Raw genomic sequence first — 13,663 nt, 5'->3', positions numbered from 1 at the left:
ATGAAAAATACATCTACAAAAAAGCAACCATTCCTATATTGGAAATAAAAAAAACATCATGAAAATTTTAATGTACAGCATATACGCATTTGACAAACCATTTATCGAAAATGCCACACAGGGGAAATTAGAAATAGAATATACAAACCAATCCTTAAGTGCAGAAACAGTGAAACTTGCAGAGGGTTTTGAAGGCATTTCCCTTTTCACTACTGATGATGCCTCTGATATCATACTGGAAAAATTATACTCCTTTGGTGTCAGGTATATTGCCTTACGCTCTGTAGGATATGATAATGTTGATTTGAAAAAAGCAAGAGCTTTGGGAATCAAAGTAGCCCACGTTCCTGCGTATTCGCCTTATTCCGTGGCGGAGCATGCGGCAGCGTTGTTATTGGCACTAAACCGAAAAATCATCTTAGGCCAAAAACTTATGCAAATGGGTGACTACCGTCTAAATCACTTGGTGGGTTTTGACTTGTATGGAAAAACAGTGGGAATTATTGGTACAGGAAAAATAGGTGCCGCCTTTGCAAAAATTATGCATGGTTTTGGTTGCCAAATTTTGGCAAATGATCCGCAAGAAAATACGGAATTAATACAGCAAATAGAAATAAAGTACACCACAGTAAAAGAGGTTTGTAAAAACTCAGATGTGATTTCAGTTCATTGCCCGCTTAATCCCGAAACAAAATATATGTTCAATAAAAAGTCCTTTAGCCTGATGAAAAAGGGCGTTATTTTTATTAATACCGCAAGAGGAACTGTCGTGAATACCGAAGACTTAATAGATGCACTGAAAATGGGAAATATTGGAGCGGCCGGTTTAGACGTTTATGAAAAGGAAAGATCAATTTTCTTTGGTAACCACATTACTGAAAAACTGGAGGATCATTTATACACTATACTTCGCTCCTTCCCTAATGTTTTAATTACAGGACATCAAGGCTTTTTAACTAACGAAGCATTAGAGGGAATCGCGCACACCACCATTGCAAATTTTAATTCGTGGGCATACAATGGCACCTCTGAAAACGAACTTAAATGATTCGTTCTGAATAATAATTCAAACACCCCATATTATTGAGGTGACATGGAAGTTCTTTAAGTTTCGATTGATTTTTTTTGACAAACTGCAACAATTTGGTTAAATTTTATTTTTAGAATCTTAAATCCGACGTCAATTTCTAAAAGCAAATGCGATTAAAAACACCTTTATGGATCGAATTAATAGTTACCCGAATTGAAATCTAAAAAAACAAAAATAACGATTGCTTAAAATAAATTCAGATGAACACGAATTGGCATTTACTTCCTCTTTCTGAAGTATCTAAGAAGTTGGACACATCTCCCTCAGGCATTGATGAAAAAACGGCCAAAGAACGGCATGCTCGATACGGTAAAAATCAAATTGAAAACAAAAAAAAGAAGACTATTATACAAATGCTGCTCCATCAGTTATTAGATTTTATGATTCTTATCCTTATCGCAGCAGCAATTATTTCGGGAATAATGGGCGATATAACGGATACTGTAATTATTATTACCATTGTTATCATTAATGCTGTAATAGGAGTAATTCAAGAATACCGAGCTGAAAAAGCGATGGAAGCTTTAAAAAACATGGTGGCGCACCAAGCTAGCGTAGTCCGCGAAGGAAAAAGGATTGAAATCCTCGCTTCTGATATTGTTCCGGGAGATGTGGTGGTTCTTGAAAGCGGAAACGGCATTCCTGCTGATATTCGTTTTTTTGAAACTCATCAGCTAAAAGTAGATGAATCAACTCTTACTGGCGAATCAAATAATGTAGAAAAAACTACTGATCCCCTTCCAGAAATAGACTATTCGCTTGGCGACCTAACAAATATAGGATTTAAAGGAACTTTTGTGACAGCGGGTAGAGCACGTGGTTATGTAGTAGCAACGGGAATGTACACAGAATTGGGAGAAATCGCAAAAATGATTCAGACTAATGAAGCGCCTACCCCATTACAAAAAAGATTAGCCAATTTTGGAAAACGATTATCAGTCGCTATCCTTTTTATCTGTGCTCTTATTTTTCTAGTGGGCTGGCTTCGAGGTGAATCTCCAATCACCATGCTAATTGTTGCCATATCCCTTGCTGTAGCCGCTATACCCGAAGCCTTGCCGGCTTTAGTAACCGTAGCACTTGCCTTTGGCGCAAAGCGATTAGCAAAAAACAATGCACTTGTCCGCAAACTTCCGGCTGTTGAAACTTTGGGTTCCGTAACTTACATCTGTTCAGACAAGACCGGTACACTTACGTTGAATAAAATGACTGTAGAAAGCATTTATGAAACTTCCATAAAGGAATTCAGTACCATTTTCCCAGAAAACAATATTTTACTCCATGCCATGGCTCTGAACAACGACGTTTCCAAAGATAAACAAGGGGAATGGCTGGGAGATTCTACTGAAGTTGCCATGGTGGACTATGCTTCTAAAAAAAAATTAGAACGATCCGCTTTAGAATTAAAATTCCCCAGAATTGCAGAGTTGCCTTTCGATTCAAAACGAAAATGTATGACCACGTTACATCAGATTCAAGATCCGTCCGCAGATGCGCCTGACAAAATTATGGTTATTGTTAAGGGTGGAGTTGAGGTGTTATTTGATAAGATAAATGACAATCAAAAAGAACGTATTCCTGAATTTGAACTCCATGTAAATGAGATGGCAAAAAAGGGATATCGGATGTTAGGATTTGCAATGAAAACCATGTCCAAACTACCAGAAATCCTATATTCTGATGCAATAGAATCATCATTAAGCCTTATTGGTTTAGTGGGAATGATAGATCCCCCTCGTGAAGAAGCAAGACAAGCCGTGACTGAATGTAAAGAGGCAGGTATTATCCCTGTAATGATTACCGGCGACCACAAATTGACCGCTATAACTATTGCGGAAAAATTAGGGATCAAATCTTCCGAAAAAGACCTTGTGCTAACAGGAACAGAACTTGCCCAGTTAAATCAGCAAGACTTTGCAGAAATAGTAGAAAATGTGCGGGTCTATGCCCGAGTAACTCCTGAACAAAAATTATTGATTATTAATGCCTTGCAATCCAAAAATCATCTTGTTGCCATGACAGGCGATGGTGTAAACGATGCGCCTGCACTTAAAAATGCCGATATTGGTATTGCCATGGGTATTAATGGAACAGCGGTTGCTAAGGAGGCGGCTGCCATGATTTTACTCGATGATAATTTTGCCACTATCGTTATTGCCGTAAAACATGGGAGAAGAATATTTGACAACATTCTCAAATTTATCAAGTATACTATGACTTCTAATTCTGGTGAAATATGGGCTATTTTTTTAGCTCCATTTTTAGGTTTACCAATTCCTTTGTTAGCTATCCACATACTTTGGATAAATTTAGTAACTGATGGTTTGCCTGGCCTAGCACTGGCCTCAGAGCCAGCTGAAACAGATATCATGCAAAGAGCACCACAAGATTCTAAACAGAATATTTTTTCCAAAGACATGGCCATCCATATTTTATGGGTAGGCCTTTTAATGGGTATTACGACACTCGCAATTCAGGCTTGGTCAATACAAAACCAGATTTCACACTGGCAAACTATGGCTTTCACTGTACTTTGCTTTAGCCAGATGGGACATGTAATGGCTATTCGGTCTTCTCGAAAATCCGTTTTCAAAATGGGCATATTTTCAAATAAACCGATGCTTGGAGCTTTGCTTTTAACATTTAGTTTGCAGTTTATAATTATTTACACTCCTTTTTTTAACAAAATTTTCAGAACGCAGCCATTAACTGTATTCGAGTTGGCAATAACCTTAGCCGCGTCAAGTATCGTTTTTTGGGCAGTTGAGATAGAAAAATGGTTCAAGAGGAATTCTAAATAGGAATTCTAAAAAACACCAAAATGAAGATAGCCAAAAGCAACGCTATTCTTGTGGCCTGTAGTATCATTTCTTTCTGAATAATTTTGTACTTTAATGATAGAATGTGAGCGGTTCCTGATTATCTAAAACGTTATATCTTATGGATTCTTGAATTATCTTTTTTTTATAATTACACTAAAAATTTACATCTTTTAAAACAGGAAAAAATAAAAGGAACATTCAAACTGAGAAAAGTAGCAGGTATTGACCTATTTATGTATTGGACCTTTTCGTTACTTATTGTATTTGTTATTTATATCAATTATCGAACAGGGTATAACGCTATTCAGATCCTTTGGTCGGTAGTTTTCGTTTTATGCATTTTTGTAAAAGTTGTTATGCATGAATTAGGACGTGCGCTCGCGGCTAAAAACTATAGAATACAAACAAGAGACATTACATTGGAACTTATTAGGACACCTGCTGGGAAAAATAAATTTTATTTTGCAGATCAACCCTCAAGATACTGAATTCATAGGCTGTAAATCATTCTTTATTGATTTAAAAAAAATAACAGTATTTTAAATACAATACATTGAAGATTTGATCTATGTAAAAATTTGTGACTCAAAATTGTAATAAAATCACTTTTAAATAGTCCCTTTTCGAGGCTTTTATAATTTACAATTGCGCGTAATAAAACGTTTTATTATGCTATATCATCTAAAAATTGATTAAATTTAGGCAGGTAATAATCTGTAATTTTTAAGAATTAGCGAGAGCAGGATATTGGATGATAATAAAAAGTAAAGACGGTATCAATAATTGAAAAAATAATACAAAATGGCATTCATAGACTATTACAAAGTATTGGGGGTCGATAAAACGGCAACGGACGCTGAGATAAAAAAGGCCTTTCGTAAAATGGCTCGGAAACATCATCCTGACCTGAATCCCAACGACAAGGAAGCTGAAAGAAAATTCAAGGAACTAAATGAAGCCAATGAAGTATTAAGCAGCGCCGAAAATCGTAAAAAATACGATGCCCATGGCGAAAATTGGCAACACGCGGAGCAGTATGAACAATCGAAAAGACAGCAGCAACACTACCAACGAAGTGGACAGCAAGCTGATTTCGGTGGAGGTGGCAGCGCGGATTATTCGGACTTTTTTGAATCCATGTTTGGCGGGCGATCCGCAAGAGGAGGCGGCCGTCGCACAGCGCAATTTAAAGGACAGGACTTCAATGCTGAATTGCATCTTGACTTAAAAGAGGTTTACACTACCCACAAACGCACCCTAACCATAAACGGCAAAAACATCCGACTTACTATTCCTGCTGGAGTAGAAAATGGACAAGTTATAAAAATTACAGGATATGGTGCTGCAGGATCCGGAGGTGGTCCAAAAGGAGATTTATACATCACTTTTACCTTAGAGAATCACACTGCCTTTAAACGAGATAAAGAGAACCTTTATGCAAGTGTCGATTTAGAATTATATAAAGCTATTTTGGGAGGTGATATTACCATCGACACTTTTGACGGAAAAGTAAAGCTGAATGTGCCTGCGGGGACTCAAAATGGAACCAAAGTAAAGCTGAAAGGAAAAGGGTTTCCTATTTATAAAAAAGAAGGTCAATTTGGAGATTTATACATTACCTACGAAATAAAAATTCCGATAAGCCTTTCTGAAAAAGAAAAAGAGCTATTCACTGAACTTTCTACACTAAACGCCTTATGAACATAGAAAACTTCATTCCCCTCAATACATTAGTCTCCCATTATAAAGTCGAACTGTCTTTCTTTAGTAATTTAAGTGAACTTGGATTGGTGGAGATTCAAACCATGGAGCAGGTACACTATATACATCAGGATTCTATTTATGAAATCGAAAAAATGATTAGGATGCATCAAGAATTAGATGTAAACATCGAAGGAATTGACGTTGTTTTTAATTTGCTGCAAAAAATTGATACGCTGCAAAAAGAATTAGTCGAGGTTAAAAACAGGTTGCGCTTCTATGAAAATTAATTCTCAGTCCTATTATATAAATTATAAATACTGAAAGAGTTTAGCTGTTTTCCTCATTGCGGTGATAATTCTATTTTCTGATTATTATTCAATTAAGACGATACTTTACGCCTAGAGGGGGAGCTAATATTTCTTAATTAACAGCGCCGTTAAGTAATTATTTTTATGCATACTACTTTCAAATACTCTAAAATTAGTACATCTTGGTATTAATACCCAAAGGAAACATGTTGTTTTCATGCGTAAAAATTGCAATATTTGCTTATCGGAAGGCTTTGAAGCACTAAACCGCGTATTAGTAACCGGAAAAGGGAAATCTAAAATAGCCACCTAATACATTATCAATAATGGGATTTTGAAATCTGGAGAAGCAGGATTGTCTGAAAGTGCTTGGATGGACTTAGATGCTAAAGAAGGAAATGAAATTAGTTTTTCGCATGTTCAGCCCGTGAACTCTATGGGAAGTATTAGAGCTAAAATGTATAGCAAACAACTGAATGATGAGTCCTTGAAAAACATTAAAAACGATATTGTCAAAGGCGAATATTCCAATATTAAAATTGCGGCATTCATTACCGCCTGTGCCGGTGACAACCTCAACATTCAAGAGATCATAGGACTCACTAAAGCGACGGAAGGTTCAGGACAAAGCCTTTCTTGGCAGAGAAAAATAGTAGAGGACAATCAGTGTGTGGCGGGACTTCCCGGAAACAGGACAACACCCATCGTAGTGTCTATCGCTGCTGCCTTTGGACTAACAATACCCAAAACGTTGTCTAGGTCCATCACATCACCTGCAGGCACAGCAGATTGCTTGGAAACCATGACAAAAATAGACCTCAGTATCAAACAAATTCAAAAAGTAGTCGAACAAGAAAACGGATGCTTTGTATTGGATGGTTCGATAGAACTCAGCCCGGCTGACGACATCATAATACTTTTAGAAAGATCGCTTGATGTGGCTGGTGAAGGCCAAATGATCGCCTCCGTATTATCAAAAAAAATTGCAGCAGGTTTCAAACATGTAGTTATTGATATTCCAATAGGAAAAACGGCAAAAGTAAGAACGGATGAAGATGACCGAAAAACCAAAATAGTATTTCTATGTCGTAGGAAAAGTAATGGGCATCAAGATAAGTATGCTATTTACTGATGGTTTTTAACCCATCGGTAAAGGAATTGGTCGCGCACTGGTTGCTATCGATGTAATTAGTGTTTTGCGAAACGAAATGAAAGCACCTCAAGATTTTAGAAATAAATCATTACTTCTCGCCACGAGCATTTTTGACATGGTACACGAAACAAAAAACAAAAGTGGAATACAGCTTGCAAAAGAAATTCTTTCATTAGGACAAGCATACAAGAAGTTCCTTTCGATCTGCAAAGCGCAGGGTGATTTTAAAGAACCTGAATTTGCACCTTGTAAAGAAGATATTAAAGCTGAAAAATAAGGCTTCTTAACTGAAATCGATAACAGAAAACTGGCAAAGATTGCAAAACTTGCCGGTGCCCGACAGGATAGTAAAGAAGGGGTATTGCTATAAATACCTTTAAACACAAAAATGCAAAAAGAAGATGTGTTATACTGTATTTATTCAAAAACGAACGACGAGCTGAAATACTCGATAGAGTATACGAAATCAGAAGAGGATATCATTTTGCTCCAATAAAGCACAGGAGAAAAATATATTTTACTTTACCCAGAAATGAGGACTTGACGGCAATCCTTATTGAAAAAGAAAAGGCTGAAAAAGGAATCATCGAAGTTCGTTATTTTCCTGATTGAGAAACTATTATAGCGATTGACCCACAATTGCATCGTAGAAGCTCTTTATCTAAAGTTTACGGTCTATCGACCACAGTATATCACGCCGCGAATCCTATTTCAACTTGGATAAAAAACAATATTGACAAACCCATTTTGATTGGCCCTGCTGGCGAAAGCGAACAATGGGTTGCTGCCGTCGCAAAAAATGCTAGTGCAGCCTATGTAATTTTAACGAAAGTTAGATACAGCGGTCTTGATGTCGACGAATCTGTAACTCCTGTTGCTAAATACAAGGATTATATTCCAGTTTTAATTGATAATATCATTTCAACAAGACGGACGATGATTGAAACAATTGCGCATTTGAAAAATACCGGCATGAAACCTCCTATTTGTATCGGCGTACATACGGTATTCGCTAAGAATGCTTTTCAGCAGATATAAGACTCCGGTGCCAAAAAAATTATTACCTGCAACAGGATTTCGCATGAAAGTAATAGAATTGACATCAGTGGTTTGTTGATTCTATAACCCAACCAAACGGACTGCGATTGCTATTAAAGCGTATAAAAGCGATTTCAACCAATTAAATTATTTAGTAAAAACAAATTTAGGTTTAAGTCCAGCGTGTTATGATCTAACATTACTAATCGGCGTAATTAATCCTCTTGCGCTATCACGATAATCAAAATCGGAAAATCATCTTCCTCACTGGTACAATATCTTCTTGTTTTAGTTTTTTTTAATAAGAGTGTATTTGCTAAATTATTTTTATTGTCCACTCAACAATCTCTTTTTTTCGACTAAATGATTCAATAATCAGTTTAACAACATTGTAAGACACCTGAAAACCAGCTTAATAGTCGTATATTTGAGTAGCGCAATATAAAGAAAATCAATTCATCACACCTATGAATGCCATTTTTAAAATAATTGAATTGATTAAATCTTTCTTGATTCAAATTGGTGAACTTGCCTTTTTTGCCGGTCGGTTTTTCAGAGAATCTTTCAGACGTCCATTTGAATTTAAAGAGTTTCTTCGTCAATGCCTTTGTATGGGAAATCGTTATTTATTGTTATTTGCTCTTACTGGATTCATAATTGGTTTGGTTTTTTCCTTACAATCACGCCCTACTCTGCTTGAGTTTGGTGCTGTTTCATGGATGCCCTCCATGGTGAGTATTTCAATAATTAGAGAAATAGGTCCTATAACAACCGCTTTAATTTGTGCTAGCCGTATTGGTTCCGGTATTGGTGCTGAGTTAGGATCCATGCGCGTTACGGAACAAATTGACGCGATGGAGGTTTCTGGTACCAATCCGTTCAAATACTTAATAGATTTGATGCCAGTCGAACTTTCAGGTGGAATGAAGCGCAGGATTGCCTTAGCGAGAACACTAATTCTGCAACCCAAGATCATTCTCTACGATGAATCCAACACGGGATTAGACCCTATCACAGCCAAAGAAATATTGATATTGATGAAGTCAATTCAAGAAAAACACAAGACCTCAGCTCTCATCATTACACATGATGTCGATTGTGCCAGAGTGATTTCAAATAGAATGATTTTACTGGTCGATGGTATTAATTATATTGAAGGTACGTTTAATGAATTATCGACTTCAACCGACATAAAAGTACAGGCTTTCTTTAAATAAGTATAGACATGGGAAAAACAACATCACAAAAAATAAGATTAGGACTTTTTGTAATGATCGGGCTATTCATTTTCGTGTCAGCTACATATTTCATTGACAATAAGCAAAATATATTTGGGAAAATAAGTGATTTGACGGCTGTTTTCACTAATGTAAATGATTTACAAATAGGAAATAATGTGAGCTACTCTGGACTAAATCTAGGGACTGTTCGTGGCATTGAAATGATTAATGACACAAACATCAAAGTGAACATGATTATTGACGATACGCTCTTCAAACATGTAAAAAAAGATGCCGTGGGCATGATAATCCCTGACTTCTTGGTACGAAGTATGATTATCGATATTTTGCAAGGGAAGGAGGCGGAACCTCTAGTTGAGCCACGAGATGAAATTAGTTCTGTAAATCATATCCGTACTGATGATCTTTTGAAAACTCTAAGTAAAACGAACGAAAATGTGGCGTATCTTACTGAAAACTTACTTACAATCACCGAAGAAATTAATCACGGAAAAAGGACTATCGGACTGTTATTAAATGATGTTGAGGTCGCCAAATATTTAAAAGAAACCATGTATTACTTAAAAATATCGGGAAGGGAAACGGCAAAATCCAATAAAAATTTAAACAGACTTGTTGAATCGATGACCAATAAAGACAACGTTATAGGTCTTTTGAAAGACACGGCTGTTGCCAATGGTATAAAGACAATTGTTAATAATTTAGATAATTCAAGTATGGAAATAAACAGAGTCGTGACTAATTTAAACAAAACCGCTCTCAACATAAAAGATGGAAAAGGTGCTTTGAATTATCTTGCTAATGATCCCAAACTTGTTCATAAAATTGAGGCTAAGATTCCCAATGTCAATGAGGCTAAAACCAAATTAAACGAAAATTTAGAAGCTTTAAAACATAATTTTTTCTTTACAGGATACTTTTGAAGGATAAAAAGAGAGGTATAAAAAATAACACCAATAAGATATTGATTAAGAAATCACAAAACATTCGATCATGATTACAGTAGAAAAGTTAGGAGTTATTCTAAGCCCCACTCATTTAGAATTTGAAAATAATGGCGTCATAAACCCTGGTGTTTATCAGGATGGAAATACGATTCATATTTTATATCGGGCCGTACAAGAAGGCAACGTTTCTACCATTGGCTATGCAAAAATGGAGGGACCTACAAAAATAGTGGAAAGACTGGAAAAGCCTCTTATTTTGAGGGACTTCGATTATGAAAAAAAAGGAGTCGAAGACCCAAGAGTTGTAAAAATTGAAGATACCTTTTACGTAACGTACACTGCTTATGATGGCGTCAATACCATGGGAGCCTTAGCCACTTCGAAAGATTTAATTCATTTTGAAAAACATGGAATAATCACACCTTCAGTGAACTATCAGGAATATGAAAATTATATCAATAGATTTAACGATTCTACTTTAAACCCCAAATACCATCAATATTATAATCTTTTTACGGAAATCGGGTTAGCCGGAGACGAAACCCGTTTATTACGCGATAAAGATGTCGTCCTTTTTCCAAGAAAAATAAAGGGTCAATTTGTTCTCTTACATCGAATTTGGCCCGGAATACAGATTGTTAAGTTTGACAAGTGGGAAGACCTAACGCTTCCTTTTTGGGAAAATTATTTACTGAACTTGACTGATCATATTATTCTAGACCCTAAAGATCCTTATGAAACGAATTATGTAGGCGGCGGGATTCCTCCCATTGAAACCCCTTGCGGATGGTTGTTAATTTATCATGGTGTAAATGAGACTCCAACTGGAAAGATATACCATGCTAAAGCTGCTTTATTCCATTTAGAAAATCCCGAAATGGAGCTATCGAGATTGCCTTATCCTCTCTTTTCACCAACAAAAAAATGGGAAAAAGAGGGTATCGTTAATAATGTTGTCTTTCCCACTGGTCATGCGTTATTTGACAATGACCTTTATATCTACTACGGTGCTGCTGACAGGCATATTGCAGTCGCTAAAATAAATCTATCCGAATTACTAAGCGAATTAAAAAAACAACCTTAAACATAGTAAACCAATGAAAATTGAGAAAGGATTAAAAATGCTGATTGTAAGTTCTTATCCACCTCGAGAGTGTGGATTAGCGACTTTTTCAAATGATATCGTAGATGCCGTAAAAATTGTTTTTGGGGATACCCTTCCTGTTGAGGTATGCGCCTTACAGAATAAAGATGTCGAATACAAATACAATCAAGAAGTTACGTATACGCTATCGGCTGCTAACTTGAATGAATACCGGTTTGTAGCTGAACAAATAAATGAACGTAAAGACATCGGTCTCGTTTGTATCCAGCATGAGTTTGGGCTTTTCGGTGGTGAATATGGCGATTATATCCTTGCCTTTATATTGGCTTTAAATAAACCCATCGCCACAATATTTCATACTGTCCTCCCTAATCCTGATGAAAAAAGAAAAAAAATAGTCAATGCCATCATTGACCTCTCGGACCGCATTGTAGTACTAACAAAAAAATCGCAAGAGATCTTGACATACTATTATAACTGTCCTACTTCAAAAACACAGGTAATTCCGCACGGCAACCACAATGTGTTATGGGAACAAAAAGAAAAATTAAAAGCAAGCTACCATTATTCTGATAGGATTGTGTTATCTACTTTTGGATTGATCAGTCAAAATAAAAATATTGAAACAACATTATTTGCATTACCAGAAGTCGTAAAAAAACATCCCAGTTTACTTTATTTAATAATTGGAAAAACACATCCCGAAATCATCAAAGATGAAGGGGAGAAATACCGCAAAAAACTAGCTACAATTGTGGGTGACCTCCATTTAGAAGATAACGTAGTCTTTATCAATGAATATGTTGAATTGAGACAACTTTTGGAATATTTAACACTGTCCGATATTTATTTATTTTCATCCAAAGATCCCAACCAATCCGTAAGTGGTACTTTGGCTTATGCTATGAGTTGTGGCTGTACCGTAATTTCCACACCAATTCCCCATTCAGTTGAAATGCTAACAAAGACTACGGGGATTTTACTAAGCAAATTTGATGATTCTGAAGAGTTTAAAGAGGCGATAATGCGGCTTATTGAAAATAAAGAGGAACGGGTAAGTATGGGCAAGAATGCTTTTTCACAGTCACATGTCACCTCATGGGGGAATATTGCCATCCAATACAGACTCTTATTTGATCAATTAACAATCAAAGAAGAGAATTTAAATTTCTGTCTTCCACCGATAAAGCTAGACCATATTAAAAACCTGACTACTGATTTTGGCATACTCCAATTTTCTAAATTTAGCGAACCTGATCCTGAATCAGGATATACCTTGGATGATAATGCAAGAGCCTTGATCGATCTGGTTATGTATCATAAATTTAAGCCTAACGATGAAACCTTGTCATTGGTACACGCCTATTTGAGATATATAGAAGGAATACAAAGACCAAATGGCTGGTTTGACAATTACAAAGACTATAACAATGAATTAACCGCACAAAATTATGAAGTTAATCTCGAAGATGCTAATGGAAGAGCTTTATGGAGCCTAGGGACGACCTTAGCACATAAAAAAACACTCCCGATAGAAATAGTTGTAAGAGCAAAAAGATGCTGGGATAAAGCAATTGTCAGAATTGATGATTTCAGTTCTCCAAGGGCTATGGCCTATGCCATAAAAGGACTCTACAACTATTACTCCGCTTATAAAGATCCAAAAATTGAAAAACATATCGAAAAATTAGCAGATGAACTATTGCGACACTATCATATTAATTCAGATGTGAATTGGTGCTGGTATGAAGATTACATGACCTACGCCAATAATGTATTGCCAGAGGCGATGATGTACAGTTATCTGGTTACCGGAAAGATGAAATATAAAAAAATAGCCATAATTACCTTTGACTTTCTGTTATCCCATTATTTTATGAAAGGCCAACTCAAGGTAATCTCAAACAGAGGATGGTTTAAAAAACAAAACGAAAGGTGTTTTTACGGAGAACAGCCTATTGAAGTGGCCACTACGATTATTGCTTTAGATTTATTCAATGACGTCACCAAAAACAGAAAATACGAAGAACAATTAAAGTTGGCTTTCGCCTGGTTTTTAGGCAACAATCATCTGAAACAAATTATGTATAACCCAGAAAATGGTGCTTCTTATGATGGTCTTGAAGACAAACACATTAATATAAATCAGGGTGCTGAATCGACTTTGTGTTTTTTTAAGGCACGCCTAATAATGGAAAAATAATGTAGAATTGTAGCTGCTTTTACTTTTTTGTAAAAAAAGAAGAGGCCAGTGA

11 protein-coding genes are annotated in these 13,663 nt (G+C 36.1%); all 11 read left to right on the top strand.

All coding sequences use genetic code 11. The features are described 5' to 3' along the window. Positions 1 to 58: 58 nt before the first annotated feature. The 11 genes from A3SG_RS0102390 to A3SG_RS0102340 all read left to right on the top strand — a co-directional run bounded on the left by A3SG_RS0102390 (position 59) and on the right by A3SG_RS0102340 (position 13,611). Positions 59 to 1,048, top strand: coding sequence for a 2-hydroxyacid dehydrogenase (locus A3SG_RS0102390; RefSeq protein ID WP_016988406.1), 990 nt, complete (start codon positions 59 to 61; stop codon positions 1,046 to 1,048). 242 nt (positions 1,049 to 1,290) lie between these two features. Continuing rightward, positions 1,291 to 3,891, top strand: coding sequence for a cation-translocating P-type ATPase (locus A3SG_RS0102385; protein ID WP_016988405.1), 2,601 nt, complete (start codon positions 1,291 to 1,293; stop codon positions 3,889 to 3,891). Between the two features lie 822 nt (positions 3,892 to 4,713). Further along, on the top strand, positions 4,714 to 5,613 hold the full coding sequence (locus A3SG_RS0102375) for a DnaJ C-terminal domain-containing protein (RefSeq protein ID WP_016988403.1): 900 nt from the start codon (positions 4,714 to 4,716) through the stop codon (positions 5,611 to 5,613). After that, positions 5,610 to 5,903, top strand: a complete 294-nt coding sequence (locus A3SG_RS0102370) for a chaperone modulator CbpM (RefSeq protein ID WP_016988402.1) — start codon at positions 5,610 to 5,612, stop codon at positions 5,901 to 5,903. Before A3SG_RS0102375 ends, A3SG_RS0102370 begins: the two co-directional genes overlap by 4 nt. A gap of 355 nt (positions 5,904 to 6,258) precedes the next feature. Further along, positions 6,259 to 7,056, top strand: a complete 798-nt coding sequence (locus tag A3SG_RS22150; protein WP_232226258.1) for a hypothetical protein — start codon at positions 6,259 to 6,261, stop codon at positions 7,054 to 7,056. 76 nt (positions 7,057 to 7,132) lie between these two features. Then, entirely contained in the window at positions 7,133 to 7,354 is a 222-nt protein-coding gene (locus A3SG_RS22145; protein WP_232226257.1) for a hypothetical protein, read from the top strand. A gap of 362 nt (positions 7,355 to 7,716) precedes the next feature. Further along, the gene (locus A3SG_RS22140; protein ID WP_016988401.1) at positions 7,717 to 8,115 is read left to right on the top strand and encodes a phosphoribosyltransferase family protein; all 399 of its coding nucleotides are present in this window, start codon (positions 7,717 to 7,719) and stop codon (positions 8,113 to 8,115) included. A gap of 467 nt (positions 8,116 to 8,582) precedes the next feature. After that, complete coding sequence (locus A3SG_RS21010; RefSeq protein ID WP_016988400.1) at positions 8,583 to 9,332, top strand: ABC transporter permease; 750 nt, start codon at positions 8,583 to 8,585, stop codon at positions 9,330 to 9,332. An 8-nt stretch (positions 9,333 to 9,340) separates the two neighbouring features. Beyond that, a complete protein-coding gene (locus A3SG_RS0102350; protein ID WP_016988399.1) occupies positions 9,341 to 10,279 on the top strand; it encodes an MlaD family protein in 939 nt (312 codons plus the stop codon). Between the two features lie 70 nt (positions 10,280 to 10,349). After that, positions 10,350 to 11,387, top strand: a complete 1,038-nt coding sequence (locus A3SG_RS0102345; RefSeq protein ID WP_016988398.1) for a hypothetical protein — start codon at positions 10,350 to 10,352, stop codon at positions 11,385 to 11,387. A gap of 13 nt (positions 11,388 to 11,400) precedes the next feature. After that, complete coding sequence (locus A3SG_RS0102340; protein WP_016988397.1) at positions 11,401 to 13,611, top strand: glycosyltransferase; 2,211 nt, start codon at positions 11,401 to 11,403, stop codon at positions 13,609 to 13,611. The last annotated feature ends 52 nt before the right edge of the window (positions 13,612 to 13,663 follow it).

Origin of the sequence: Flavobacterium sp. ACAM 123 (assembly GCF_000264055.1) — a bacterium.
In the GTDB taxonomy this organism is placed as follows: Bacteria; Bacteroidota; Bacteroidia; order Flavobacteriales; family Flavobacteriaceae; genus Flavobacterium.
This window is presented reverse-complemented; position numbering and strand designations above follow the sequence as displayed.